Here is a 26,057-nt window from a genome sequence, read left to right as displayed (position 1 = left end):
AGAAAGGCCCGTCGCACCCCATGGCCCCCCGTCTTTCCGTCGTCGTTCCCATCTACAACGTCCAGCGCTACCTCGACGAGTGCCTGAGCTCCATCGCCGCGCAGACCCTCACCGACTTCGAGGTGGTGATGGTCGACGACGGCTCGACCGACGACAGTGCGGCCATCGCGGAGGCGTTCGCCGCCAAGGACCAGCGGTTCCGCCTGGTCCGGCAGCAGAACAAGGGCCTCGGTCCGGCCCGCAACACCGGCATCGCGCACATCGACCCCGACGCCGAGTACCTGGCGTTCGTCGACAGCGACGACACCATGCCGCCGACCGCCTACCAGCTGATGGTGGAGACCCTCGACAGCACCGGGTCCGACTTCGTCAGCGGCAACGTGCTGCGCTTCCGCTCCGTCGGCTTCGTCCAGTCGCCGGTGCACCGCCGCCCCTTCTCGGAGACGGTGCTGCGCACCCACATCACCGAGCGCCCGCTGCTGGTGACCGACCGGACCGCCTGGAACAAGGTCTACCGCCGCACCTTCTGGGACGCCCAGGGCCTGGAGTACCCGGGCATCCTCTACGAGGACGCGCCGGTCAGCGTTCCGCTGCACTTCCTCGCCAAGAGCGTCGACATCCTCAGCGAGCCGATCTACCACTGGCGCGAGCGCGAGGTCGGCGCCCGGTCCATCACCCAGAACCGCACCGACCCGCGCGGCCTGATCGACCGGGTCTCCTCGATGCGGATGGTGCGCGAGTTCCTGCAGGCGCAGCCCGGCGCCGAGTTCCGCAAGCACCTGCGCTTCTACAACGAGAACTCGCTGGTCGAGGAGGTGCCGCTGTTCTTCAAGGCGCTCCCCGAGGGCGGCGAGGAGTACCAGACGGCGTTCCTCGACCACATCGGCTCGATGATCTCCGAGATCGACCAGGAGACGCTGAACGCGCTGCCCGCGCCGATGCGGCTGAAGTACTGGCTCACCAGCAAGCGCCGACTGGCCGACCTGCTCGACATCCTCGCCTTCGACGCGGAGTACCCCTGGGCCATCCCGCTCCGGGGCACCGTCCGCCACTTCGCTGACTACCCCACCCTGCGCGGGGCCGCCCCGGTCCCGGACAGCGTGCTCCGGCTGGACAGCGAGCTGGTCGTCCGCACCGGCCTGTTCGAGTCGGACTGGCGGAACGGCCGGCTGCACCTCAAGGGTTTCGCCTACCCCAAGCACCTCGGCGCCGAGCAGCGCACCGACGCCTTCAAGGCACTGATGCTGCGTGAGCAGGGCACCCGCCGGACGCTGGTGGCGCACGCGAAGTCGGTGCTGGCGACCGACGTCACCGCGACCACCCAGGACCAGTCGCTGCGCAACTGCGACTGGTCGGGCTTCGAGCTCGACTTCGACCCGAACCGGCTGAAGCACCGCGGTCAGTGGCGGGACGGCCTGTGGCAGATCACCATCGGCGTCTTCGGCCGCGGCCGGCCGCGCCGTAGCCGGATCAAGGCCGGTCCGACCGGCTCCGGCCAGTTCCCCGCCCCGACCTGGGTCACCCCGGAGGTCCGGGTGATCCCGCAGATCCGCGACCAGCACCTGTACATCCAGGTGGAGACGGTCAAGGTCCGGCTGGACAGCGTCACCGCCAAGGACGACGGCAGCGGGCTGGTCGCGCTGCGCGGCCGGATCGTCGCCGCGCGCGCCGCCGAGGGCGCCGTGCTGCGGCTGCACCACAAGGAGGCCGGCTCGATCTCGGTGCTGGACTTCCCGGTGGTGCTCGGCGAGCCCACCGCTGCCGACTCCGCCGCCGGCTGGGTGCCGTTCACCGTCCTGGTCGACCCGGAGCAGGTCAACGACGTGCGGGTGCGGGAGGGCAGGCTCCGGCCGACCTCCTTCGACCGCCCGACCGACCGCTGGAGCAGCGAACTGGTGCTGCCCGGCGGCGAGGTGATCGACCTGGCCGTCGACGACCAGGACGAGCGCTCGGCGGTGCAGATCCCGATCGCCGGCGAGGGCTCGCCCCGCGTCCTCTACTTCAAGCGCTCCCCGCGCGGCCACCTCCAGCTGGTCGACCAGCCGGCCCAGCCGCTGATCGAGAAGGTCAGCGCCGACCCTTCGGGCACCGGCTTCCTGCTGGAGGGCAGCTTCCCGCTGCCCGGCCGCCACACCTTCGAGTGGGTGCTGCGGCACAACAAGCACGCCAAGGCCTACCGGCACCAGGGCGAGGTGGCCGACGGACGCTTCAGCTCGCTGCTGCCCGCGCTGCCGAACGACGGCTACGGCGGCGAACTGCCGCTCCAGGGCGGCGAGTGGGAGGTCTTCGTCAGCACCCGGATCGACGGGGCCGCCGAGGGCGCCGTCGAGACCACCGCCCACATCGCCCCGGCCGCCCATGTCGGCGTGCCGGTCGCGGTCACCGTCCGGGGCAAGGAGGTCACCCTCCGCCGCCGCTGGTACGACCGGCTGCTGCTGGACTCCGCCCACGAGCTGAGCAACGCCGACCTGGGCCGCTACCACCAGCGCCGGCTGCTGCAGGAGGTCTACCCGGCCGCCCGCCGCAAGCCGCTGCGCGAGTCGGTGCTCTACGACGTCTTCGAGGGCAAGTCCTACTCGGACTCGCCGCGCGCGGTGCACCAGGAGCTGGTCCGGCGCGGCAGCGAGCTGGAGCACCTGTGGGTGGTCCGCGACGACCGGATGATCCCGCCGGCCGGCGCCTCCGCCGTGGTCTACGAGAGCACCGAGTGGTACGAGGCACTGGCCCGCTCCCGCTACATCGTCGGAAACACCCACCTGCCGTCCTGGATCGAGCGCCGCGAGGGCCAGGTCATCATCCAGACCTGGCACGGCACCCCGCTGAAGCGGATCGGCTTCGACTTCGACAACGACTGGTTCAGCGACACCGCCTACCTGGAGGCGCTGGAGCGCGAGGGCAAGCAGTGGAGCCTGCTGGTCTCGCCCAACAGCTTCAGCACCCCGATCCTCAAGCGCGCCTTCCGCTACGAGGGCGAGATCCTGGCCTCCGGCTACCCCCGCAACGACGTGCTGCTCGCGGAGGACCGCGAGAAGCGCGCCGAGGAGGTCCGCCGCTTCCTGGGGCTCCCCGAGGGCAAGAAGATCGTGCTCTACGCGCCGACCTGGCGCGAGGACCGGGTCCGCCACGCCGGCGGCCACCAGCTCGACCTGCGGCTCGACCTGCAGCAGGCGCGGAAGTCGCTCGGCGACGACCACGTGCTGCTGGTCCGCCCGCACGCCCACGTGGTGGAGCCGGTGCCGGGCGAGGGCGACGGCTTCGTCTGGGACGTCGGCAGCTACCCCGACATCCAGGACCTCTACCTGATCGCCGACGTCCTGGTCACCGACTACTCCTCGGTGATGTTCGACTACGCCATCACCGGTCGGCCGATCCTGTTCTTCACCTACGACCTGGAGCACTACCGGGACGCGCTGCGCGGCTTCTACTTCGACTTCGAGGCCACCGCCCCGGGCCCGCTGCTCGCCACCTCCGAGGAGCTGGTCGCCGCCCTGCGCGACCTCGACCCGGTGACCGAGGAGTACGCACCGGCCTATCGGGCATTCCGGGAGAAGTTCTGTGACCTGGACGACGGCAGCGCCTCCCGCCGCGTGGTCGATCGGATGCTCGGGCTAGCCTGACCCCTGCACCCAGTCGACGCACCACCGATCCCAGGAGTCCCGTACGTGAGCAGTCGAGTACGCGTCCCCGCTGTCCTCCAGCGGCAGTGGGCACGCGTTCCCACCCGCCTGCGGCTCCCGGTCGCGGTCTACGCCACCTGCCAGGTGATCTACCTGGCCTGGTGGGCGGCGTTCTTCCCCGGTCTGGCGAGTTACGACTCGATCACCTACATCTGGGAAGTCACCACCAGCAACTGGATCGACGACCACTCGATCCTCTACGACAGCCTGGTCTGGCTCTCGCTGCAGGTCAGCGGTGACATCTGGCCACTGACCCTGCTGCAGACGATCGCCATCTCGCTGGTGCTCGCCTACACCTGCGTGGCGCTGCGCGACCTCGGTGTGCGCGGCCGCTGGAGCGCGCTGGCCGCGGTCTGCGTGGCGGTCGTCCCGTCCACCGGCTCGCTGACCGAGTTCATCTGGAAGGACGCGGCCTTCGGCATCTCGGCGCTGCTGGCCTTCGCCGCCGCGGCCCGGCTGATCGCCCGCCGGATAGACAACCGGAGCTGGGTGCGCGACCGGTGGTTCTACGTCCAGATCGGGGTGCTGGAGGCGGGCTTCCTCGGCGTCGCCTTCTTCCGCAACAGCAGCGTGGACGCCCTGATCGCCGCGCTCCCGCTGCTGCTGCTGGCGATGCGCAACATGCGCCTCTGGATCACCGCACTGGTGGCGGGCACCACCGTGCTGTACCTGGTGGTCAACTTCCTGGTGTACCCGGCCCTCGGCGTCAAGCTGCCCGGCAAGGACTCGTACTACTCCTTCAACTACGCCGACATCGCCGTCGCCTACGGCACGTACCCGTACACCTTCACCAAGCACGACAAGGAGGTCATGGAGAAGGTCGCCCCGCTGTCGGCCTGGGGCGGCAAGGCAGCGAACTGCTGGGACGTCGACTGGACCATGGCCGCCCTGAACCGGCCCGAAGCGGTCAAGATCAACGACCAGCTGATGACCATCTGGGACGAGGTGCTGAAGCGCACCCCGCAGTCCGTCGTCCAGGGCCGGCTCTGCCGCTCGCAGATCGCCTGGGGCATCTTCCCCGGGCCGGCCAACCTGGAGGGCACCACCCTGATCGCCTGGCCGCAGTTCTCGGCCAACCTCTGGGGACAGTCCGCTCCGGGCAACCGGATGGCCCACAGCAAGTACCTGCCGGTACTGAAGAGCCGGCCGCCGTCCGACACCCTGCACAAGGCCGGCATCTGGTACTACATGCTCTCCATGAGCACCCAGACCCAGTGGCTGCTCTGGCGCGGGGCGTTCTGGTCCTACTCGGTGTACGCGCTGGTGATCGCGCTCGCCCGGAAGCGGCGCAGCCTGGGCTGGCCCTACCTGGGTCTGGCCGGCATCTCCTTCGGCCTGCAGATGGCCGTGATCGCGGCCAACCCGGCGGCGCTCTCGCGCTACATAATCCCGGCCATGATGATCGGCTTCATGACCATGCCGATGATCAGCCTGCTGAGCCGGACCCAGCCGCCGACCGAGGCGGAGCTGGAACTGGACCGGGTCCGGCCGGGCGATTCCGGCGACGGCCCGTCGGCGGCGCCAGCGCCGGCAGCGGCGGAGCCGGCGGCAGTGGAGCCGGCAGTAGTGGAGCCCGCGGCAGTGGAGCCGGGTGTGGTGGAGCCGTCGGAGTCGGAGTCGGACGGCCGTTGACGCAGTGACGCCGGTCTGCGCGGCTTCCCCGAACCGGCTGCGGTCTACGCCGTGAGCGGGAAGTCGCGCAGCAGGCGCCAGGGGGCGGAGTCGCCGCCCTCGGCCTGCTGGTGGAGACCGAAGCCGGGCACGGTGAACTCGGCCCGGTAGTCGTGGAAGTCGCGGTACGCGCGGTCCAGCGCGGACTCGTCCACCTGGTGGGCCACGGTCACATGCGGGTGGTACGGGAAGGCCAGCTCCCGGGCGAGCACGCCGGAGCGCACCGAGGCCTCCAGCAGCCGGCACTCCCGCAGGCCGGCCTCCAGCCGGGCGAAGACCACCGGCGTCACCGGGCGGAAGCTGCCGCTGCCGTGCAACTGCACCCGGAACGGCCGGTGCCGCGCAGCAGCCCCGAGCAGGTGCCGCTGCACCGCTTCCAGCATCTCGGCCGACACCTCCGTCGGGGGCAGCAGGGTGATGTGCGCGGGTATCGAGCGGGCGAGCGGGTCGCCGTAGCCGGCCCGCGCGTCCTGGAGTTCGGCGCCGTACGGATCGGGCACGGCGATGGTCACCCCGATGGTGGCCACGCCGTGCCCCACGGCTTCGCCGGGAGACTGCGACATCTTCCTCACGGCTTCGCCGGGAGACTGCGACACGTTCCTCACGGCTTCGCCGGGAGGAATCCGATCCGGTCGTACGCCGCTTCCAGCGTCACCGTCGCGACCTCGCGGGCCTTCTCCGCGCCTCGGGCCAGGACGCGGTCGAGCTCGGCCGGGTCGTCGAGGTAGCCGCGGGTGCGCTTCTGGATGGGTTCGACCCACTCGGTGAACAGCTCGGCGAGCTCGGTCTTGAGCGCGCCGTACATCTTGCCCTCGAAGTGCTCCACCAGGTCCGGAATGGACCGGCCGCTGATCGCCGAGTGGATGGTCAGCAGGTTGGAGACGCCCGCCTTCTCCTTCTCGTCGTAGGAGACCACGGTCCCGGTGTCGGTCACCGCGCTCTTGATCTTCTTCGCGCTGGCCTTCGGCTCGTCGAGCAGGTTGACCAGGCCCTTGGGCGAGGAGGCCGACTTGCTCATCTTCGCGGTCGGGTCCTGCAGGTCGAAGATCTTCGCCGTCTCCTTGAGGATGTACGGCTTCGGCACGTTGAAGGTCTGCCCGTAGCGGTGGTTGAAGCGCTCCGCGAGATCGCGGGTCAGCTCGACGTGCTGCCGCTGGTCCTCGCCGACCGGCACCTGGTCGGCCTGGTACAGCAGGATGTCCGCGACCTGGAGGATCGGGTAGGTGAACAGACCGACGCTGGTGCGGTCGCTGCCCTGCTTCGCCGACTTGTCCTTGAACTGGGTCATCCGCGCCGCCTCGCCGAAGCCGGTGATGCAGTTCATCACCCAGGCCAGCTGAGCGTGTTCGGGGACGTGCGACTGCACGAACAGGGTGCAGCGCTCCGGGTCGAGGCCGACGCCGAGCAGCTGCGCCACCGAGACCCTGGTGTTCTCCCGGAGCACGGCCGGGTCCTGCTCCACGGTGATCGCGTGCAGGTCGACCACCATGTAGAAGGCGTCGTGGGTCTCCTGGAGGGACACCCACTGGCGCACGGCGCCCAGGTAGTTGCCCAGGTGGAAGGAGCCGGACGTCGGCTGGATACCGGAAAGCACGCGAAGACGATCAGTCATGCCCCCCATTCTCTCAGGGCCGGACAAGCAGATCGCCCAGCCACCCTCGCGCCGGGGATTTCCGTACCCCGCCGCGCGGCGAACCGCACCGGCCACAACCGCACCGACAGCGGCCGCGTTAGCAGGGTCGACCGACCTACGAAGGGTGTACCGCCTTGTCTCCCGTGCCGGACGTCACCGTGATCACTCCGGTGTACAACACCCTTCCGTACCTCGGCACCTGGATGGCCTCACTGCTGGAGCAGACCGGGCCCGGCGCGACGCTGCGGATCGAGGTGATCGCGGTCGACGACGGCTCGGACGACGGCAGCGCGGCCGAGCTGGCACGGCTGGCCGCGCTGCACCGGCCGCTGCTCACCGTCCTCCCGCTGGCCGAGCGGCGGGGCCCGGCGCACGCCCGCAACCGGGCCCTGGACCTGGCCGGCGGGCGCTACCTCTTCTTCCTCGACTCGGACGACCACCTCGGCCCACAGGCCCTGGCCGGGCTGGTGGCGGCTGCCGACGAGCACGGCTCCGACATCGTGCTGGGCCGGGTGGTCGGGGTGAACGGGCGCTGGGTCCCGGCGGGCGCCTGTCGGCGCACCGACCACGATGTCCCTTTCCCCTCGCCCGACCTGGTCTGGTCACTGACCCCGTCGAAGCTCTTCCGCCGCGACCTGGTCCGCGAGCAGCGGCTGCGGTTCCGTGAGGAGCTGCCGGTCTACAGCGACGGACCGTTCGTGCTGGAGGCGTACTTCCGGGCGCGGCGGATCTCGGTGCTCGCCGACCGCGACTACTACTTCCTGGTCGCCCGCACCGACACCGGCAACATCACCTACACCTCGCGGCCGAGCGACCGGCTGCGCGGGATCGCCGCCGGGGTCGAGGTCACCGTCCGGCACCCCGGGCCCGGCCGGGACCGCGACCTGGTCAACGACCGGCATCTGCGCGGCGACCTGCTCAACCTCTTCCGGCACGACTTCCTCACCCTGTCCCGGCCGGACCAGGAGTCCCTGTGCGCGGACGCCGCAGAACTGCTGCGCCCGCACCTGACCGACGGCATCCGCGAACGCTGCGACGAGTTGCAGCGGCTGCGGCTGCACTGCGTCCTGCACGGGCTGGTCGACGAGCTGGTCGTACTGGCCCGGCACGGCATCGAACACGGGGGGAGGGCTCCGGAGGCGCTGACTGTCATCGGCGCGGCCTGGGCGGACCCGGCCGCCCGGGCGAGCGCGGCCAACGCGGCGAGCGCGGACAACGCGGCGACGCTGGTGCTGCACGCCCGGCAGCCGGTGCGGCTGCCGGGTCTGGCCGCCGTCCCGGTCGCGCGCGCGGTCCCGGTCCCCGCCCCGGCGGCGGGCCGGGCCACGGGCGGCGCGACGCACGTCCCGGCGGCCCGGGGCGACGGGCTGGAGTTCCCGGGGGACGGCCTCGGCGACGACGGCGCCCGGCAGGTGCGCGTCCCGTTGGCGGCGCTGCTGCCGGGCCCGCAAGGACGAGCGGGCGGGGGCCGTCCGGGCGGGTACTGGTCGCTCGCGCTGGACACCGAGTACGCCGGACGCCGGGTCGAGCTCCCGGTGCCGGCCGATCCGACGCTGCCGGCCCGGCGCTGGTGGCACCGGGGACGGCTCTACCGGGTGACGCCGCTGCGCGGCGACGGCGGCGAACTGGTGCTGGCCATCGCCCCGATCCGGCTGCGCCGGGTCATCGGTCTGCGGATCCGGCGAGCGCTGCGGGGGGCTCCGGGGAGTCGGACGGCCCGGTGACCGGGCCGGCAGCGCCGACCGCCGGGAGCGTGGTGACCCGCACCCGGTCCACCCGGCGCGCGTCCATGGCGGCGATGACGAGCGAGTAACCGCCCGCCACCTGGACCGCCTCGCCGATCTCGGGCAGGTGGCCGAGGGCCGCGACGACGAAGCCGGCCACCGTCTCGTAGGGGCCCTCGGGCAGTTCCAGCCCGGTCTCCTCCTCGAAGTCGGCGAGGTTGAGCAGCCCGTCCACCTCGATGCTGCCGCCGGCCAGCCGCCGGGTGGTGCTGACCTCCTGCGAGTCGTACTCGTCGCGGATCTCGCCGACGACCTCCTCGACCAGGTCCTCCAGGGTGACGATGCCGGCCGTGCCGCCGTACTCGTCGACGACGATCGCCAGGTGGTGGCCCTCGTGCCGCATCTCCGACATCGACGGCAGCACCCGCTTGGTCGCGGGCAGCAGCTTGACCGGCCGGGCCAGGTCGCGGACCGTGCTCGCGGCCGGCACACCGGGCTCGGGCGCCCGGTAGAGGTCCCGGACGTGGACGAAGCCGACGACGATGTCGTAGGACCCGTCGACGACCGGGTAGCGGGAGTGCGGATAGCGGCTGACCTCGGCCCGGACCTCGGCCAGCGGACGGGCGGCGTCCAGGAAGGTGACCTCGGTGCGGGGCACCATCACCTCGCGCAACTGCCGCTCCCCGGCGGCGAAGACGTCGCCGATCATCCGCCGCTCGTCGCTGCCGAGCTCGGTGTTGGAGGCGACCAGCCCGCGCAGCTCCTCCGAACTCATGGCGTTGCGGCCGGCCTTGGGGTCACCGCCGAGCAGCCGCACCATCAGGTCGGTGGAGTGCGAGAGCAGCCAGATCACCGGCCGCAGCACGACCGAGATCACGTCCACCATCGGGGCGGCGAGCAGCGCGATGGACTCGGCGCGCTGGAGCCCGATCCGCTTCGGGGTGAGCTCCCCCAGTACCAGCGAGACATAGGAGATCAGCAGCGTCAGCAGGACCAGCGCCACGGTCTTGGCCAGGTCGGGGTCCAGGCCCAGGTCGCCGAAGAGCGGCGCGGCCTTGACCGCGAGGGTGTCCGCGCCGAAGGCCGCCGACAGGAAGCCCATGCAGGTCACCCCCACCTGGACGGCGGCGAGGAAGCGGTTGGGGTCGCCGGCCAGGTGCGCGGCGCGGACCGCACGCTTGGTGCCGCGCTCGGCGAGGGCCTGGATCTGTCCTTCCCGCAGCGAGATCAGCGAGATCTCGGCGACATTGAAGATTCCACCGACGATGATGAAGAACAGGACCAGACCGGCGTCCTGGAGGGTCTCACTCACACGGCACAGTCTAGGAACAGCGGAGAGCCCCGCTCGACCGCCCCGGACCGATGCCCGGACCGCTCCCGTTCCCGGAGACCCGACTACCCCGCCCCGTGGTACGGGGCGGGGCAGTCGGGTGTGGTGCGGGGGCCGGTCAGATCAGGCCGAGACCGGCGACCGCGTCGCGCTCCTCGACCAGCTCGGCGACCGAGGCGTCGATGCGGGCGCGGGAGAAGTCGTTGATGTCCAGGCCCTGGACGATCTCGAACTTGCCGTCCTTCGCGGTGACCGGGAAGGAGGAGATGATGCCCTCCGGCACGCCGTAGGAGCCGTCGGAGATGACGCCGGCCGAGGTCCAGTCGCCCTCGGCGGTGCCGTTGGTCCAGGTGAAGACGTGGTCGATGGCGGCGTTCGCGGCCGAGGCGGCCGAGGAGGCGCCACGGGCGTCGATGATGGCCGCGCCGCGCTTGGCGACGGTCGGGATGAAGAATTCCGACAGCCAGGCCTCGTCGCCGATCGCCTTGGCCGCGTTCTCGCCGTTGACCTCGGCGTGGAAGACGTCCGGGTACTGGGTCGCGGAGTGGTTGCCCCAGATGGTGAGCTTCTTGACGTCGGCGACCGAGACGCCGAGCTTCTTGGCGAGCTGGGCGACGGCGCGGTTGTGGTCCAGCCGGGTCATCGCGGTGAAGCGGTCGGCCGGCACGTCGGGCGCGTTGCGCTGGGCGATCAGGGCGTTGGTGTTGGCCGGGTTGCCGACGACCAGGACGCGGATGTCGTCCGCGGCGTTGTCGTTGATGGCCTTGCCCTGCGGGCCGAAGATGCCGCCGTTGGCGGAGAGCAGGTCGCCACGCTCCATGCCGGCGGTGCGCGGGCGGGCGCCCACCAGCAGACCGACGTTGGCGCCCTCGAAGCCCTTGTTCGGGTCGTCGAAGATGTCGATGCCGGCGAGCAGCGGGAAAGCGCAGTCGTCGAGCTCCATCGCGGTGCCCTCGGCGGCCTTGACGCCCTGCGGGATCTCCAGCAGACGCAGCTTCACCGGGACATCGGCGCCGAGGAGGTGGCCGGACGCGATACGGAAGAGCAGCGCGTAGCCGATCTGGCCGGCCGCACCGGTGACGGTGACATTGACGGGAGTGCGGGTCATGGTGGCGTCTCCTGCTGGATACCTGTGGGAGGTCAGGTTTCGGCTGCAGCAGACAGCGCGGTCGAAGCCGGGTGGATGACCTCGAAGCCGTTCGGGCACGCCCGCGTCGCCGGACCCTGATCGATCTCTCTTGATCTCAAGAGATCCCTGCCAGGTTATCCCAGAGCCGGGTGTGTGCGCTCCAGCGGGAGGGGTCTGCCCGAGCGGCCTTCGTCACGTTTGCGGGCCGGTTCTGCCGATCCGGCATAGCTCCAGGTCAGGGCGGTATTACCGGGTCCGTTACGGGTGGATTCGACCCTGTGTCGCCGGCTCCCGGCGCGGCGGTCGCCCGGAGCCGGCGATCAGCCGGAGTCCGGCGGCAGGTAGGTGAGGACCCGGGGCGGGCCACCGGGGTCCTCGGTCCCGGCGCACGCCTGGACGTCGTCCACCACCGCGCAGGCCTCGTCCCGGCCCGGGTCGGCGGTCGACAGCATCGGGCTGTGGTCGGCGGGACCGGCCGCGCCCACGGCCGGCAGGGTGGCCAGCACCCTGCCGTCGTCCGCGCTGATGGACAGTGAGCGGAGCTCCATCGCCCGGTTCCCGCCCTGGGCGCGGGCCCAGGCCGCCGCGCAGTGGTGGCTGTAGCGGAGCTGGACGATCAGCGAGTCCACGTCGACCGCGCCGGCCGTGACCGCGTCGCGGTCGCAGCCGCTCGCCTCGGGGTCGCGCCCCTGGCAGGAGGAGCCGGTGCACGGCGCCGCGCCCACCGGGTCGCCGAGGGCCGCGTCCTGCGCCACGTGCCGCCCGGCGGGGGTGCCGGCGGTCAGGTCCGACCACAGCCAGGGGTAGCCGAGGGCGGTGCCGCCGAGCACCAGCGCGGCGGCGCCGACCACGGCGAACACAGGAACGAGACGGCGCCGGGGTGTGTACCCCCGGGCCCGGGGAACGAGTGGAGGGAGCGGGTCCGCCACGGCGACGCCCGGAACGAGGACGGCCGGCGCGGGAGCGGGAACAGCCGGAAGGGAAGGGGCGGGGGTCGGCGCACAGACGGCGGGGAGCATCGAGACGGCGGGCGGGGAGAGGCGGGGCAGTGACGCGGCGTCAGCCAGCCAGGCGGCCTCGGCCAGGTCCCAGAGCAGCAGCAGACGCGGGGCGTCCGCGCCGGTGAGCCGGCCGAGCGAGGCGACGACCGCCCGCGGCGGCAGCTTGGATCCGTTGAGATAGCGCTGCCAGGCCGACTTGGAGCAGGCCGTGGCCTCGGCCAGCGACTTGAGGCTCCGTCCGCTCCGGTCCTTCAGCAGCCGGAGCTGCTCGACCAGCCGCCGCACATCCGGATCCAGCGCGTCCGGCAGGCGCTGCCAGTGGGCCACGTCCCACCTCCTGTCCCAGTCTTCCCGAACCCGATGTGACGTCCCAGCAGGTGACAGCCTGGGACGTCCCAGCTTGTCCCAGATACGGACTACTGGTTACCGGGTTTGTAGTCGCTTGGCAACTCTTGGTGACAGGAGTGGCCGTCGGGACAGAGGCGGCCTCCACCGCTGGGAAGGATGTTCCATCGTGTTCACACGTGTCGTAGGCAAGCGTCTGGCACTGGGCGCCGCTACTTTCGCCGCCGGTCTGGGTCTGGTCGTGTCGGTCGCTCCTGCCGCGTCCGCCTGCTCCGACCACAGCGGTCGGATCCCCTGGGGCGTCTGGGCCGGCCCGCAGCAGGCGGTGGTGGCCCTGCCGTTCGCCCGGCACCACAGCGCTCCGATGCTCCGCCCGCAGGGCGCCTGGGACCCGTGCGAGCAGCTCGCCCCGCTCGCCGCCCCGGCGGTCGCCGCGGAGCAGCACCCGGTCGCGCTCCACCCGGTCCGGCACCACCGCGGTCGGCACCACGGGGTCCGGCACCACGTCCGGCACCACCGTCGCCACCACCACCTCGGGACGCACCGGCTGCGCGGGCAGCACCTCCGGGGCCACCGCCAGGTGCAGCCGTACGCCGTGCGCCACCTCGCGCTCCGGCACCACCTGCTGCGCAACCACGCGCTGCGCCACACGCTGATCGCGCCGGCCCGAACCGGCTTCCGGGCGACCCCGGCCGGCCTGGTGCTGATGCGGCCGCTGCACGCGCAGCAGCTCGCCGCCCACCACGGCTTCGCCCACCATGGCGTGCGCCACCACCTCGCCCGCCACCACCGGGTCCGGCACCACCACGGCCGCTGGAGCCACCACCGCCGGCACCAGGGCTGACCTCCCGTCACCAGGACGAGGGCGCCCCGACCACCGCGCGGCCTGCGCGGTGGTCGGGGCGCCCTGGTCGGCCCCTGACGGCGTTCGTCAGCCGTCGCCTCGCCCCAGCATCCGGGCGATGTCGTTGATGAAGCGAATCGTGATCACCGGATTCGGCTCCGAGGCCAGGGCCAGCAGCACGATCGCGACCCCGAGCACGCCCATCACCGCAATGTCGGTGAACCTGCTGCGCACGGCCAGCATCCCCACCTCGGGGAGCACCAGCCGCAGCACGCAGCCGATCAGCAGCGCCACGCCGATGGTGACCACGCCAGGCCGGAACTGGTTCAGCGCGGTGACCGCGAGCCCCACCGCCACAATGGTGAGGACTATGACGATCGGCCACTGCCGAACGGGAACCGGCTGCCCCTTGCTCGCCGCCGCGGCCGAACCCTGCGGCGGAAAGGTACCGGTCGTCTCGACCGGTCGGCGGCGCGACCGGGCCACTGCGGCCGAAGCCCCCGACAGCCCGGCGGTGCCGGGCTGTCGGGGGGTCTCCGCGCCTTCGGCGGCGTCAGCGCGCGGCACGCTCTGCCGCCTCGACCACGTTGGACAGCAGCATCGCGCGGGTCATCGGACCCACGCCGCCGGGGTTCGGCGACAGCCAGCCGGCCACCTCGGCCACCGCCGGGTGCACGTCCCCGACCAGACCGGTCTCGCTGCGGCTGACGCCGACGTCGAGCACGACCGCGCCCGGACGCACGTCCTCCGGCTTGACCAGGTGCGGCACGCCGGCCGCGGCGACGATGATGTCGGCCTGGCGCAGGTGGTGCGACAGGTCTCGGGTGCCGGTGTGGGTGAGGGTGACGGTGGCGTTCTCACTGCGGCGGGTCAGCAGCAGGCCGATCGAGCGGCCCACGGTGATCCCCCGGCCGACCACGACGACATTGGCGCCGTTGATCTCGACCTGGTGCCGGCGCAGCAGTTCGACGATGCCGTTGGGGGTGCACGGGAGCGGCGCCTCGATGCCCAGGACCAGTCGGCCCAGGCTCATCGGGTGCAGGCCGTCGGCGTCCTTGGCGGGGTCCATCAGCTCCAGGATGCGCTTCTCGTCCAGGCCCTTGGGGAGCGGCAGCTGCACGATGTAGCCGGTGCAGGCCGGGTTCTCGTTGAGTTCCCGGACGACGTCCTCGACGTCCTGCTGAGTGGCGTCGGCGGGGAGTTCGCGCTGCAGGCTGGCGATGCCGACCTGGGCGCAGTCGCGGTGCTTGCCGCGGACGTAGGAGTGGCTGCCGGGGTCGTCGCCGACCAGGACGGTGCCGAGGCCGGGCGTGATGCCCTGCGCCTTCAGCGCCTCGATCCGTACGGCGAGCTCGGACTTGATCGCGGCGGCGGTGGCCTTGCCATCGAGAATCTGGGCGGTCATGCCCACCATTCTCCTGGATGTGGAGCAGTGGCGTGTACCCAGGGACCAGGTTGACCGAACATTGCGGAAGGTCAGCGTCCGGTTTCTTTATCGCCACGGTTGGGCAGCGCGGCTCCCCGGCACTGGACACCGGCGCTCGAAGGGCGGGACGATGGCCCCGACGTAGTCGCTGTGTACGTGGGACTCCTGGGGATGAGTCGTACACCAGCGTGAACCATCGGGGGAGAACGTGAGCAACCCGTACCAGCCGGCACCGCCGGATCCGTACGGCGGACAACCGCCGACCCAGTCGTACGGCTATCCGCAGCAACCGGCCCAGACACCGCCGCCGAGTTACGGCTACCCGCCGCAGGCAGGCTACGCAGCTGCTCCCACCTACCCGGCGCCTCAGTACGCGCAGGCCGGCTACCAGCAGCCGGCGCACCCGGGGTACCAGCAGCCCGGATACGCACAGCCCGGCTACCCGCAGCAGGCCTACGGACCGACCGGCGAACCCAACACCCTCGCCAACGCCGCGGTGACGCTGGGCCTGGTGTCCATCGTCGGGCTGTTCGTCTACGGCATCGGGCTGCTCTGCGCCATCCCCGGCATCTGGGTGGGGATCCTGGCGCTGAAGAAGTCCCGGGTCACCGGCACCGGACGCGGACTGGCCATCGGGGCGCTCGTCCTCTCCGTGCTGGGCCTGCTGATCAGCGCCGCCGTCATCACCGTCTTCGTCCTCTACACGCACGGGCAGCTGTGATGTCCACCTCGGAGGCCGCCGTTCCGGGGCTGTTCCGTGCCATGAGCACGCGCTGGGCCGAGTTGACCTCCGCCCGCCACGGCGCGCTGCTGCGGGTGCTGGCCCGGGGCGGCGGAGCGGGCGTGCTGGCGATCGCGCTCGCCGAACTGCACGCCAAGGACGACCCGGGCGTGCTCTGCCCGTTGCGGCGCTTCACCGGCGTCCCCTGCCCCGGCTGCGGCAGCACCTCGGTCTTCATGGACCTCGGCGCCGGACATGTCGGCGCGGCGATCGCTGCCAACCCGGTGACGATCCTGGTGGGGATCGGACTGCTGTTCGCGCCCTTCGGCGGCGGGGCCTGGTGGTGGCGTCAGTCCGCCCGTCGACAGAACACCGTCATCGCCGTCGCCGCAGCCGTCTCCTGGGTCTGGCAACTGCACCGATTCGGATTTCTCCCCTCCTGACTGTCATGGCTTCCCGGTAGTCTCGCCGCACATCGGCAGACCCAACCGCCCCTGCGGTCAACCTGTCTGTCCAACCGATTCCGTCCCGCCTTCCTGCCAGTAGGAGAACCATGAGCTACCCGCCCGACCCCAACAACCCTTACGGCCAGCCGCAGCAGCCGAACCCCTATGGTCAGCAGCCGCCCCAGCAGCCGGGTTACGGCTACCCGCAGCAGCAGCCGCCGCAGCAGCAGCCCGGCTACGGCTACCCGCAGCAGCCCGCGGCCGATCCCTACGCCCAGCCGCCCGGCTACGACCAGCAGGCCGGCTACCAGCAGCCCGCCCCGCCGTACGGCTACCAGCAGGACCCCTACGCCGGCTACGTGCAGAACATGTACGCGGGTTGGGGCGCCCGGGTGGTGGCCCGCATCATCGACACCCTGGTCACCGGCCTGATCCCGTCGCTGATCGTGTTCTTCGCGCTGCGGCCGACCACCAGCATCACCTTCAACCAGACCACCGGTGCCATGAGCAGCAGCACCAGCGGCAGCCTGGGCCTGTACTACTTCGGCGACCTGGTGGCGTTCCTGATCGGGTGCGCCGGCGTCGCCTACATGAAGTCCGCCTGGGGTCAGTCCCTGGGTCAGAAGGCCGTCAACATCCGGATGGTGCGCGAGTCCGACGGCCAGACGCTGAGCTTCGGCATGGCGTTCGTCCGCGAGATAGCCCACCTGCTCGACAACATCGTCTGCTGCGTCGGCTACCTGTGGCCGCTCTGGGACGCCAAGAAGCAGACCTTCGCCGACAAGATCATGACCACGGTCGTCACCAAGGCCAGCTGACGGCCCGTCCGACCGCAGACGGCGGCCCGCCCCCGGATCTCCGGGTGGCGGGCCGCCGTCGTTCGGGAAGAGCGCGGACTCAGTGGAAGAAGTGCCGGGTCCCGGTGAGGTACATGGTGACCCCGGCGGCCTTGGCCGCCTCGACGACCTCACCGTCGTGGATCGAACCGCCGGGCTGGACCACGGCCTTGATGCCGGCGTCCATCAGCACCTGCAGGCCGTCGGGGAACGGGAAGAAGGCGTCCGAGGCGGCGTACGATCCGGCCGCGCGCTCCCCCGCGCGCTCGACCGCGAGCCGGGCCGAGTCCACCCGGTTGACCTGGCCCATGCCCACGCCCACCGAGGCGCCGTCGGCGGTCAGCAGGATGGCGTTGGACTTGACGGCCCGACAGGCGCGCCAGGCGAAGGCCAGCTCGGCCAGGCCGGCCGCGTCCAGCGCCTCGCCGGTCGCCAGCGTCCAGGTCGACGGGTCGTCACCGGCCGCGTCGATCCGGTCGGCCTGCTGGAGCAGCACCCCGCCGGTGACCGGCTTGGACTCGACCGCCGGGGCGGCCGGGGTGCCGCGCAGCACCCGGATGTTCTTCTTGCGGGCCAGCACCTCGACCGCGCCGTCCTCGTAGCCCGGGGCGAAGACCACCTCGGTGAAGATCGGGGCGATCTGCTCGGCCAGCTCGACGGTGACCGGGCGGTTGACCGCGATCACGCCGCCGTAGGCGGAGACCGGGTCGCAGGCGTGCGCCTTGCGGTGCGCCTCGGCGACGTCCGCGCCGACCGCGATGCCGCAGGGGTTGGCGTGCTTGATGATCGCGACGCAGGGCTCGTCCTGGTCGAAGGCGGCCCGGATCGCGGCATCGGTGTCGGCGTAGTTGTTGTACGACATCTCCTTGCCGTGCAGCTGCTCGGCGGCGGCGATGCCGGCCCCGCTGCCGTCCACGTAGAGCGCGGCGGCCTGGTGCGGGTTCTCGCCGTAGCGCAGGACGTTCTCGCGCTCCCAGGTGGCGCCGAGGAAGGCCGGGAAGGACTCGTCGTCGGCGGGCGCGTACTCACCGGCGAACCAGGAGGCCACCGCCACGTCGTAGGCGGCGGTGTGCGCGAAGGCCTCGCCGGCCAGGCGCTTGCGGGTGGCCAGGTCGAAGCCGCCGTCGGCGACCGCGGCCAGCACGTCCGCGTAGCGGGCGGGAGAGGTGACCACCGCGACCGAGGGGTGGTTCTTGGCGGCGGCGCGGACCATGCTCGGGCCGCCGATGTCGATCTGCTCGACGCACTCGTCGGCCGAGGCGCCGGAGGCGACCGTGGCCTTGAACGGGTAGAGGTTGACCACGACCAGGTCGAAGGGGGCGACCCCGAGCTCGGTCAGCTGGGCGCGGTGCGACTCCAGCCGGAGGTCGGCCAGGATGCCGGCGTGGACGCGCGGGTGCAACGTCTTGACCCGGCCGTCGAGGCACTCGGGGAAGCCGGTCAGCTCCTCGACCGGGGTGACCGGGACGCCGGAGGCCGCGATCCGGGCGGCGGTGGAGCCGGTGGAGACCAGCTCGACGCCGGCCGCGTGCAGGCCCTGCGCCAGCTCCTCCAGGCCCGCCTTGTCGTACACGCTGATCAGCGCGCGACGGATGGGCCGGATGTTCGTCGTCTCGGAGGCGGGCGCGGGCTGGTTGCTGCCGGAGCTCATTGCCAATGTCCTTTGTCTTTGTGAGTGGGTGTCACGGGTGGCTGCCGGGAGGGCGTCAGGTCGTCGGGAAGGTGACCCGACGGCCCTGGACGCGGTAGCCCTCGCGGGCCAGGCGGCCCACAGCCTCGACGAGCAGCCTGCGCTCGACCGTCTTGATGCGCTCGTGGAGCGCCTCGCCGCCGTCCTCGTGGTCGGCGGCGTCGACCTCGACCACGCCCTGGGCGATGATCGGGCCGGTGTCCACACCCTCGTCGACCAGGTGCACGGTGCAGCCGGTGACGGTGACCCCGTAGGCCAGCGCGTCCCGGACGCCGTGCGCGCCGGGGAAGGAGGGCAGCAGGGCGGGGTGGGTGTTGACGATGCGTCCCTCGAAGCGGCGCATGAAGCCGCCGCCGAGGATCTTCATGAAGCCGGCGGTGACCACCAGGTCCGGTTCGTGGCCCGCGGTCGACGCGGTCAGCGCGGCGTCCCAGTCGGTGCGCTCGGGGTAGTCCTTGACCCGGTGGACGAAGGTGGGGATGCCCGCGCGCTCGGCACGCTCCAGACCGGCGATGGAGTCGCGGTCCGCACCGACGGCGACGATGCTCGCGCCGTACCCGGGGTCGGCCGCCGCGTCCAGCAGGGCCTGGAGGTTCGTTCCCGAACCGGACACCAGGACGACCAGGCGGGCCGGTCCTCCGGCGCCTGCGGCGGGGCCGAAGCTCAGCCCGGCGGGGTCCGTGTCCGGAACGGTCGGCGGGTTCGCCACAGCTCGGTCCTCCCGTAAGGCGCGGCCGTCCCACCCCGGCGTCAGGATGCGCGCAACGGGCAGGGGCCGGGCTCTGTGGGGCGGACGCGGGGTGTCATCTCGTGACCGGCATCCGCATCCACCGAACGCCTCGCGGCGGCGCCGCAGGCCGACCGGGAGCCCTCGGCGAGGACCGCCGGTCGTCAGCAACGATACCGGCACCCGCATCCCTGCTCGCACTCCTGGTCGACGATCATGGGGTGGGGGCGAGCCACAGCGGGTACTGGGGTGAGAGGGTGTCCCTAAGCGGAGCCCAGAATCAGGAGTACGACGAAGACGATGGTCCAGAAATCGGACAGCGGCACACCCCCGGAAGGTCCCCGCGACCCCTTCGCGCCGCCGCCCAAGGACGCGCCGGACCGTCCCTGGCAGCCGCGCGGGCGCGCGACCGAGAAGCCGCAGGGCGAGGAAGGCGCACCCGAGGACCAGGGCGTCCCCCCGCAGGGCGGGCAGCACCGGCCGCCGCAGGTCCCGCCGCCGCACCCGTGGAGCCCCGGCTACCAGGGCCAGCAGCCCGGCCGGCCCTACGGACCGCCGCCGCAGGGCCCCCGCTTCGACCCCACCGACCCGGTCCAGCGCAAGGCCCGCTACGCGCTGCTGAGCGGGATGTGGGGGATCTTCTTCCTGGTCCTCGGTGTGCCCGACCTCACACTGCCGCTGTCCTCGCTGGCGCTCTACTGGGCCATCAGCTCGCTGCGCGGGAAGTCGAAGAGCACCGCCACCGCGGCGCCCGCCGACCGGACCGCCCCCGGGCAGACCGTTCCGCAGCACACCCCCGGCGGCTTCGCCCCGATGCCGGCCCAGCCCCAGGTCCCCGCCGCGACCGGCGGCCTGATCGCCGCAATCGTCGGGCTGGCGCTGTTCGCGTCCGCCTTCGGCGTGCAGATGTACTACAAGAGCTACTACGACTGCCAGAACGACGCGCTCACCCAGGCCGTGTACAACACCTGCGCGACCAGCGTGTCGCCGAAGCCCCCGCAGTGGCTGGTGAACTGGAGCAACTGACGCCGACCACGACGTCACCCGGACCGCCGGCCGGTGAATCGGCGCCGCGTGATCCGGTGCGGTCGGAGCCGGGGCAGCCCGCGCGCGAGCAGCGCCCCCGGCAGTCCGACGCCGAGGGCCCAGCCGAACGCGGCCGCCCCGGTCCACCAGGGCGAGGGCCCGACCTGGGCAAGGGCCGAGCTGCCCAGCGCACCGCCCGAGGCGGCCGCGAACACCAGCACGAGCACCCCGGTGCAGAGGGCCGCCAGGACACTGATGCAAGCCGTCGCCAGCACGCCCCACTCCTCGGCCGCGCGCCCCACCAGTACGCCCAGGGCCGCCCCCGCGACCAGCGGCACCACCGCGACCAGCAGCACCAACGGTGAACGCCCCGCCCCGGGGAGCGCGGCGAACAGCGGGAACTCGGGCGGCTGGGAGGCGGCGTCGACCAGCGGCGAGAAGCGCCCGTCCAGCGCGAAGCCCGGCCCCAGGGAGTACCCGGCGGCCCAGACCGCGGCATTGGGCAGCACCGTCGCGCAGAGCAGCAGCAACGAGACCCGACCCACCAGGTCCGGGGCGAGCCGGCCCGCGACCGACCCGGCCGCGCCGAAGTGCAGCAGCAGCGAGACGGCGAACACCACCGCGCCCCCGCCGAGCAGCGCCGCCCCCGCGCCCGCACCCGCACGCGCTGCGGCGGTCGCCCCGCCGGGGACGTAGAGCCGCCCGAGCGGCCAGGCGAAGAGCCAGGAGAGCCGGTGGCCGCACCAGCGGCGGCACCGGTCCAGCCGCGCGGGCGGGTCCAGTGACAGCAGCCACGACGGGCTCCCCCGCCGGAGCCACCGGAGCGGCCACCGGTCCGACTCGAAGCCCTCGGCCTCCCCTGCCCCTCCGGTCGCCTCGGTCCTCGCCGGCTCCTCCTCGAAGAGCAACGCCGAACGGAGGCGCAGCCGGGTCCAGGGGCGGCTCCGCCACCACCGGGCCAACCCCCGTCGGCCCCCGCTCCAGGGCCACTCCCCGGCTCCCGCCCGGACGCCGCCCGCGGCCACCGACAACACCAGCAGCAGCAGTCGGCCGACGTCCGGCAGACCGAGCGGGCCGATGCCCAGCCCGCTACCGCCCACGGTCGCGGCCGAGACCAGCGCAACGGCCGCGACCAGCAGGTATCCCAGGCAGAGGCCCAGCATCACCGCGCCGGCCCGGGACACCGATGCGCCGGCCCTGTCCTCGGCAGGGTCCGCGAAGTCCGGGTCGGTGAAGTCCGGGTCGGTGAAGTCCTGACCCGTGAAGTCCGGACCCGTGAAGTCCGAGTCCGCCTCCGCCGGCGGCTCGTCCGGTCGGCGCACGGCCTGGCCGGCCGTGCGGGCGGCGGCGCGGTGGAGCAGCACCCCGAGCAGCGCGGTGAGCAGCAGTGGCGGAACCCCCAGCGGCGTGCCGCCATGGACCAGCGTCACCCCGTGGGCCAGCAGCCATAGGCAGGCGGCCAGGTGGACGACGCCGTCCACCCCGCTCTCGACGTACGGCGAGACGATCCACAGAAGGAAGACGGGCAGGGCGACCAGGGCGATCCCGGTGCCGGCGGTCGCCGCTCCACCCACGAGTCCGGCACGGAACGCCGGAGTGGCGAACCCCGGTGCCGCAATCGGCCGAATCCGCTCCACCAAGTAGGCCATGCCTCACTCTGCGGCACGTCGCCACCCGTTATGACCATTGACATGGCGATTACTCACTTTCACCCCAAGAATTCAGATATGCCCTTGATCTGGTCAACGGAACAGACGCGCTCGTACGCCCCTGGCGTGCGCTCATGAGCGCCCGGTCGGACACTCCGTCGCCCCGGTCCAGGAGCGCGCGGGAGCGGAAGAAGCAGCGGACCGGCCGCACACCCCCCAACGGGGGGTGCGACGGGCCGACAGCTGACGGGCCGACAGCTGACGCGGCATCGGCCGCCGCGCCCCCTGCCCCTGCCCCTGCCCCTGCCCCTGTAGCCTCCTCGGCCGTGCCGCCGCCCCCGCCGCCCCGCCGGCGCCGGGACCCGCCGCCGCCGCCGTGCCCGCCCCTGTGCCCACCGCCCCGCCGACGGCTCCGCCCACCGCTCCGCCGACCGCTCCCACGGACTTCGACGCGCTCTACCACGGTGCCTCGACCCGGCTGGTCCGGCAGGCCTACCTGCTCACCGGCAGTCGCCGCCGCGCCGTCGGCTGCGTCCACCGCGCCTTCGAACTCGCCTGGGCGAACTGGCCGCAGGTGGCCGCCGACAGATCGCCGGAAGGCTGGGTCCGGGGGGCGGTCTTCGAGCTGGCGGCCTCCCCCTGGCACCAGCTGGACCTGCGCCACGGTCGGCGTTCCCCGGCCGAGCCCGCCGACCGGGCGGGGCTCACCCTGGACGACCGCATCCTGCTGAAGGCGCTGCTGCAGCTCTCCCGGGCGCGGCGGCGGGCCCTGGTGCTGCACGACGTGGTCGGTCTCGACTGGAAGCAGACCAGTACCGAGTTGGAGTCGACCACGCCGATGGCCTATGCCCGGGTGGCCCACGCCCGGCAGCAACTGGCCGAGGCCGCGCCGACGATCGTCGGCGCGGACGCCGGGCAGCCGGGGTTCGGGCGTCGGCTGGGGGCGCTGCTGCAGGCCGCCGCCGACCGCGCCTGTCGGGCGGCTCCGTCCACCGGGCAGGCGGAGCAGGCGGAACAGCTGCGCCACCGGTCCATGCTGCGCGAGTGGGGCACCGCCGCCGGGGCCGGGCTGCTCTCCGCCGTGACCGCCGGGGGGCTGGCCGCAGCGCTGATCTGGGGCACGCCGATGCACCCGCCGGCGCCCGCGTTCATGACCTACGACAGCTTCCACGCCAAGCACCACCCGCCGACGCCGACCCCGGCGAGCGTGCCGAGGCCGACCGCCTCCCCCACCGCTTCCGCCCCGCCCGCCGCTTCCGCCGCCGCCGTCTCCGGATCAGCCCCCGCCGCCGTGTCCGGCGCGGCCGTCTCCGGAGCCGCCGTCTCCGGCCTCCTCGCGCTCCTGCCGCACCCGGGCTCCTCCCCCGCCCGCTCTCCGCACGGCCGGGACCCGCAACTCACCGCCCGGGTGCCGGGCGCGCCCGCCGACGGTGCCTCCACCCGGCCGGGCTACTGCCCCGTCTTCGCACTGCCCTGCTGGTCGCACCTGCCCCGGGGCGGAACGACCGCTGCCCCGCTCCCTGGGAACCAGGGGCGGGGCAGCAGGTCCGGCACGGGGGCCGGAACGCTCGACGAGGTGCGTTCGACCGGATCCGAGTGAGGGGCCCGGCCGAACGACTGATCACTCGCCTCGGTCAGCCGATGAGCTCGCGGGCCAGGCGCGCGGTCTCCGACGGGGTCTTGCCGACCTTGACGCCGGCGGCCTCCAGGGCCTCCTTCTTCGCCTGCGCGGTGCCGGAGGAGCCCGACACGATCGCACCGGCGTGGCCCATGGTCTTGCCCTCGGGCGCGGTGAAGCCCGCCACGTAGCCGACGACCGGCTTGGTGATGTGCTCGGAGATGTAGGCCGCCGCACGCTCCTCGGCGTCGCCGCCGATCTCGCCGATCATCACGATGATGTCGGTGTCGGGGTCGTCCTGGAACGCCTGGAGGGCGTCGATGTGGGTGGTGCCGATGATCGGGTCGCCACCGATGCCGACGGCCGAGGAGAAGCCGATGTCGCGCAGCTCGTACATCATCTGGTAGGTCAGCGTGCCGGACTTGGACACGAGACCGATGCGGCCGGGCTTGGTGATGTCGCCCGGGATGATGCCGGCGTTGGACTGGCCGGGGGTGATCAGGCCGGGGCAGTTCGGGCCGATGATCCGGGTCTTGTTGCCCTTCTCGCCCGCGTAGGCCCAGAAGGACGCGGAGTCGTGCACCGCGATGCCCTCGGTGATGACGACCGCGAGACCGATCTCGGCGTCGATCGCCTCGACCACTGCGGCCTTGGCGAAGGCCGGCGGCACGAAGATGACCGAGACGTCGGCGCCGGTCTTCTCAATGGCCTCGGCCACCGATCCGAACACCGGTACCTCGGTGCCGTCGAAGTCGACCGTGGTGCCGGCCTTGCGCGGGTTCACGCCGCCGACGATGTTGGTGCCGTCAGCGAGCATGAGCTTGGTGTGCTTCATGCCGGTGGCGCCGGTCATCCCCTGGACAATGACCTTGCTGTCCTTGGTGAGGAAGATAGCCATGGTTGTGGAGTCCTCGTCCCTTACTTCGCAGCCAGCTCGGCGGCCTTGTCGGCCGCGTCGTCCATGGTGTCCACGCGCTGCACCAGCGGGTGGTTGGCGTCAGACAGGATCTTGCGACCCAGCTCCGCGTTGTTGCCGTCCAGCCGGACGACGAGGGGCTTGGTCACGGCCTCGCCCTTGGACTCGAGCAGCGCCAGCGCCTGGACGATGCCGTTGGCGACCTCGTCACAGGCGGTGATGCCGCCGAAGACGTTGACGAAGACGGACTTGACGTCCGGGTCGCCCAGGATGATCTCCAGGCCGTTCGCCATGACCTCGGCGGACGCGCCGCCGCCGATGTCGAGGAAGTTGGCGGGCTTCACGTTGCCGTGGTTCTCGCCGGCGTAGGCGACGACGTCCAGGGTGCTCATGACGAGACCCGCGCCGTTGCCGATGATGCCGACCTCGCCGTCGAGCTTGACGTAGTTGAGGTTCTTGGCCTTGGCCGCAGCCTCGAGCGGGTTGGCGGCGGCGTGGTCGACCAGCGCCTCGTGCTCGGGCTGGCGGAAGTCCGCGTTCTCGTCCAGCGAGACCTTGCCGTCGAGCGCGACGATCTTGCCCTCACCGGTCTTGACCAGGGGGTTCACCTCGACGAGGAGCGCGTCCTCGGCGATGAAGACCTTCCACAGGCTCTTCAGGACCTCGACGATCTGGTCGGCGACGTCGGCCGGGAACTTGGCCGCCTCGACGATCTCGCGGGCCTTGGCGTCGGTGACACCCTCGTTGGCGTCGACCGGGATCTTGGCCAGCGCGTCGGGGTTCTCGACGGCCACGACCTCGATCTCCACGCCGCCCTCGACGGAGGCCATGGCGAGGAAGGTCCGGTTGGTCCGGTCGAGCAGGAAGGAGACGTAGTACTCCTCCTTGATGTCGGCCGTCTGGGCGAGCATCACCTTGTGGACCGTGTGGCCCTTGATGTCCATGCCCAGGATCGCCTCGGCCTTGGCCACGGCGTCGGCCGGGTCGGAGGCCAGCTTGACGCCGCCCGCCTTGCCACGGCCGCCGACCTTGACCTGCGCCTTGATGACGGCCCGGCCGCCCCAGCCCTCAGCGATCGCACGCGCCTCTTCGGCCGTCTCGATAACTGCACCACCCAGCACCGGCACACCGTGCTTGGCGAAGATGTCCCTCGCCTGGTATTCGAACAGGTCCACGCGCGTCCGTCCTTGTGATCGCGACTTCGGAAGTGGTCGGTCACGGGAGGGCCGGCCACCCCTATCTTCCCAGCTAACCGCCCGCAGGGTCGCCGCTGTGATCCTTCGTGGCTGGTGGCGGTACGTGGATCCGGAGGGACCTCACGGCCGACGCCGTCGCTACGGGGAGCTCAGTGCCTGGCGTCGCACGGGCAGGCAAGTCCGCCTTGCAGGCTATCTCCTACGACCTGAGGTTCCCACCGGAGACCGGGGCAGGCCCGGTGATAACCATCACAACGGGCGCGCCGCCCAGAAAGGCGCCGTGATCCGGGCGGATCCCGACCACGATCAGCGGCGCCACGCACACATACAGTGCCGACCGGTGGATCCGGGCCTCCCTCGATCCAGGACCGGCGGAACAGCGCCGCCCCGGCAAACAGAATGGTAATTCCGGCGATTCCTGCCGTAACAGCAATGTGAACACCCGTCCGAAT

21 protein-coding genes are annotated in these 26,057 nt (G+C 72.0%); 9 read left to right on the top strand and 12 right to left on the bottom strand.

Annotated features, from left to right (window positions below):
- The first annotated feature begins 20 nt into the window (after positions 1-20).
- Both BS75_RS25265 and BS75_RS25260 read left to right on the top strand, forming a co-directional pair.
- The gene (locus BS75_RS25265) at positions 21-3,617 is read left to right on the top strand and encodes a bifunctional glycosyltransferase/CDP-glycerol:glycerophosphate glycerophosphotransferase (RefSeq protein WP_034089884.1); all 3,597 of its coding nucleotides are present in this window, start codon (positions 21-23) and stop codon (positions 3,615-3,617) included.
- A 45-nt stretch (positions 3,618-3,662) separates the two neighbouring features.
- Complete coding sequence (locus BS75_RS25260) at positions 3,663-5,309, top strand: hypothetical protein (protein ID WP_034089883.1); 1,647 nt, start codon at positions 3,663-3,665, stop codon at positions 5,307-5,309.
- Between the two features lie 44 nt (positions 5,310-5,353).
- On the opposite strand, the gene BS75_RS25255 is transcribed toward BS75_RS25260, so the two are convergent.
- Positions 5,354-5,911 carry a 2'-5' RNA ligase family protein gene (locus BS75_RS25255; RefSeq protein WP_042437265.1) on the bottom strand — a complete coding sequence of 186 codons (558 nt, stop codon included), beginning with the start codon at positions 5,909-5,911 and terminating at the stop codon, positions 5,354-5,356.
- Positions 5,912-5,949: 38 nt separating this feature from the next.
- Entirely contained in the window at positions 5,950-6,969 is a 1,020-nt protein-coding gene (trpS, locus tag BS75_RS25250) for a tryptophan--tRNA ligase (RefSeq protein WP_174515035.1), read from the bottom strand.
- 155 nt (positions 6,970-7,124) lie between these two features.
- Here trpS and BS75_RS51560 point away from each other — a divergent pair, with 155 nt between their 5' ends.
- Positions 7,125-8,705, top strand: coding sequence for a glycosyltransferase family 2 protein (locus BS75_RS51560; RefSeq protein ID WP_034089881.1), 1,581 nt, complete (start codon positions 7,125-7,127; stop codon positions 8,703-8,705).
- Here the strand turns inward: BS75_RS51560 and BS75_RS25240 are convergent.
- The 3 genes from BS75_RS25240 to BS75_RS50590 all read right to left on the bottom strand — a co-directional run bounded on the left by BS75_RS25240 (position 8,644) and on the right by BS75_RS50590 (position 12,492).
- Positions 8,644-10,017 carry a hemolysin family protein gene (locus BS75_RS25240; protein ID WP_081982566.1) on the bottom strand — a complete coding sequence of 458 codons (1,374 nt, stop codon included), beginning with the start codon at positions 10,015-10,017 and terminating at the stop codon, positions 8,644-8,646. The genes BS75_RS51560 and BS75_RS25240 overlap by 62 nt on opposite strands.
- A 136-nt stretch (positions 10,018-10,153) precedes the next feature.
- A complete protein-coding gene (locus BS75_RS25235; RefSeq protein WP_034089880.1) occupies positions 10,154-11,143 on the bottom strand; it encodes a malate dehydrogenase in 990 nt (329 codons plus the stop codon).
- 341 nt (positions 11,144-11,484) lie between these two features.
- Positions 11,485-12,492, bottom strand: coding sequence for a helix-turn-helix domain-containing protein (locus tag BS75_RS50590; RefSeq protein WP_034089879.1), 1,008 nt, complete (start codon positions 12,490-12,492; stop codon positions 11,485-11,487).
- A 187-nt stretch (positions 12,493-12,679) separates the two neighbouring features.
- Here BS75_RS50590 and BS75_RS25225 point away from each other — a divergent pair, with 187 nt between their 5' ends.
- A complete protein-coding gene (locus tag BS75_RS25225; protein WP_034089878.1) occupies positions 12,680-13,354 on the top strand; it encodes a hypothetical protein in 675 nt (224 codons plus the stop codon).
- 87 nt (positions 13,355-13,441) lie between these two features.
- Here BS75_RS25225 and BS75_RS25220 read toward each other — a convergent pair whose 3' ends face one another.
- Both BS75_RS25220 and BS75_RS25215 read right to left on the bottom strand, forming a co-directional pair.
- The gene (locus BS75_RS25220; protein WP_231607888.1) at positions 13,442-13,921 is read right to left on the bottom strand and encodes a DUF3017 domain-containing protein; all 480 of its coding nucleotides are present in this window, start codon (positions 13,919-13,921) and stop codon (positions 13,442-13,444) included.
- Positions 13,908-14,759: a bifunctional methylenetetrahydrofolate dehydrogenase/methenyltetrahydrofolate cyclohydrolase gene (locus BS75_RS25215; protein ID WP_034089877.1), complete on the bottom strand. Its 852-nt coding sequence runs from the start codon at positions 14,757-14,759 to the stop codon at positions 13,908-13,910. The genes BS75_RS25220 and BS75_RS25215 overlap by 14 nt, the downstream gene beginning before the upstream one ends.
- Positions 14,760-14,988: 229 nt before the next feature.
- Between BS75_RS25215 and BS75_RS44770 the strand changes: the two genes are divergently transcribed.
- The 3 genes from BS75_RS44770 (at position 14,989) to BS75_RS25200 (ending at position 16,765) form a co-directional block, all read left to right on the top strand.
- On the top strand, positions 14,989-15,501 hold the full coding sequence (locus BS75_RS44770; RefSeq protein WP_052069684.1) for a DUF4190 domain-containing protein: 513 nt from the start codon (positions 14,989-14,991) through the stop codon (positions 15,499-15,501).
- 41 nt (positions 15,502-15,542) lie between these two features.
- The gene (locus BS75_RS25205; RefSeq protein WP_197091961.1) at positions 15,543-15,944 is read left to right on the top strand and encodes a DUF2752 domain-containing protein; all 402 of its coding nucleotides are present in this window, start codon (positions 15,543-15,545) and stop codon (positions 15,942-15,944) included.
- Between the two features lie 110 nt (positions 15,945-16,054).
- Positions 16,055-16,765, top strand: coding sequence for an RDD family protein (locus BS75_RS25200; RefSeq protein WP_034089876.1), 711 nt, complete (start codon positions 16,055-16,057; stop codon positions 16,763-16,765).
- Between the two features lie 79 nt (positions 16,766-16,844).
- Here the strand turns inward: BS75_RS25200 and purH are convergent, their stop codons facing one another.
- Positions 16,845-18,434 carry a bifunctional phosphoribosylaminoimidazolecarboxamide formyltransferase/IMP cyclohydrolase gene (gene purH / locus BS75_RS25195; protein WP_034089875.1) on the bottom strand — a complete coding sequence of 530 codons (1,590 nt, stop codon included), beginning with the start codon at positions 18,432-18,434 and terminating at the stop codon, positions 16,845-16,847.
- A gap of 55 nt (positions 18,435-18,489) precedes the next feature.
- Positions 18,490-19,140: a phosphoribosylglycinamide formyltransferase gene (purN, locus tag BS75_RS25190; protein ID WP_042437294.1), complete on the bottom strand. Its 651-nt coding sequence runs from the start codon at positions 19,138-19,140 to the stop codon at positions 18,490-18,492.
- A 360-nt stretch (positions 19,141-19,500) separates the two neighbouring features.
- Here purN and BS75_RS25185 point away from each other — a divergent pair, with 360 nt between their 5' ends.
- Positions 19,501-20,226: a hypothetical protein gene (locus tag BS75_RS25185; RefSeq protein WP_034089873.1), complete on the top strand. Its 726-nt coding sequence runs from the start codon at positions 19,501-19,503 to the stop codon at positions 20,224-20,226.
- Between the two features lie 14 nt (positions 20,227-20,240).
- On the opposite strand, the gene BS75_RS44765 is transcribed toward BS75_RS25185, so the two are convergent.
- The gene (locus tag BS75_RS44765; protein WP_052069682.1) at positions 20,241-21,875 is read right to left on the bottom strand and encodes a cell division protein PerM; all 1,635 of its coding nucleotides are present in this window, start codon (positions 21,873-21,875) and stop codon (positions 20,241-20,243) included.
- Between the two features lie 376 nt (positions 21,876-22,251).
- Here BS75_RS44765 and BS75_RS44760 point away from each other — a divergent pair, with 376 nt between their 5' ends.
- Positions 22,252-23,475, top strand: coding sequence for an RNA polymerase sigma factor (locus BS75_RS44760; RefSeq protein WP_156164288.1), 1,224 nt, complete (start codon positions 22,252-22,254; stop codon positions 23,473-23,475).
- A 34-nt stretch (positions 23,476-23,509) separates the two neighbouring features.
- Here the strand turns inward: BS75_RS44760 and sucD are convergent, their stop codons facing one another.
- Both sucD and sucC read right to left on the bottom strand, forming a co-directional pair.
- Entirely contained in the window at positions 23,510-24,391 is an 882-nt protein-coding gene (gene sucD, locus BS75_RS25170; RefSeq protein WP_034089872.1) for a succinate--CoA ligase subunit alpha, read from the bottom strand.
- A 20-nt stretch (positions 24,392-24,411) separates the two neighbouring features.
- On the bottom strand, positions 24,412-25,584 hold the full coding sequence (gene sucC, locus BS75_RS25165; RefSeq protein ID WP_034089871.1) for an ADP-forming succinate--CoA ligase subunit beta: 1,173 nt from the start codon (positions 25,582-25,584) through the stop codon (positions 24,412-24,414).
- Between the last annotated feature and the right edge of the window lie 473 nt (positions 25,585-26,057).

Source organism: Streptacidiphilus albus JL83 (assembly GCF_000744705.1).
Lineage (GTDB): Bacteria > Actinomycetota > Actinomycetes > Streptomycetales > Streptomycetaceae > Streptacidiphilus > Streptacidiphilus albus.
This window is presented reverse-complemented; position numbering and strand designations above follow the sequence as displayed.

Coding starts and splice junctions, on each gene's coding strand:
- BS75_RS25265 (WP_034089884.1), top strand. CDS start 21: ATGGCCCCCCGTCTTTCCGTCGTCGTTCCCATCTACAACGTCCAGCGC.
- BS75_RS25255 (WP_042437265.1), bottom strand. CDS start 5,911: ATGTCGCAGTCTCCCGGCGAAGCCGTGGGGCACGGCGTGGCCACCATC.
- trpS (WP_174515035.1), bottom strand. CDS start 6,969: ATGGGGGGCATGACTGATCGTCTTCGCGTGCTTTCCGGTATCCAGCCG.
- BS75_RS25235 (WP_034089880.1), bottom strand. CDS start 11,143: ATGACCCGCACTCCCGTCAATGTCACCGTCACCGGTGCGGCCGGCCAG.
- BS75_RS25215 (WP_034089877.1), bottom strand. CDS start 14,759: ATGACCGCCCAGATTCTCGATGGCAAGGCCACCGCCGCCGCGATCAAG.
- BS75_RS25205 (WP_197091961.1), top strand. CDS start 15,543: ATGAGCACGCGCTGGGCCGAGTTGACCTCCGCCCGCCACGGCGCGCTG.
- BS75_RS25200 (WP_034089876.1), top strand. CDS start 16,055: ATGAGCTACCCGCCCGACCCCAACAACCCTTACGGCCAGCCGCAGCAG.
- purH (WP_034089875.1), bottom strand. CDS start 18,434: ATGAGCTCCGGCAGCAACCAGCCCGCGCCCGCCTCCGAGACGACGAAC.
- BS75_RS25185 (WP_034089873.1), top strand. CDS start 19,501: ATGGTCCAGAAATCGGACAGCGGCACACCCCCGGAAGGTCCCCGCGAC.
- BS75_RS44765 (WP_052069682.1), bottom strand. CDS start 21,875: ATGGCCTACTTGGTGGAGCGGATTCGGCCGATTGCGGCACCGGGGTTC.
- sucD (WP_034089872.1), bottom strand. CDS start 24,391: ATGGCTATCTTCCTCACCAAGGACAGCAAGGTCATTGTCCAGGGGATG.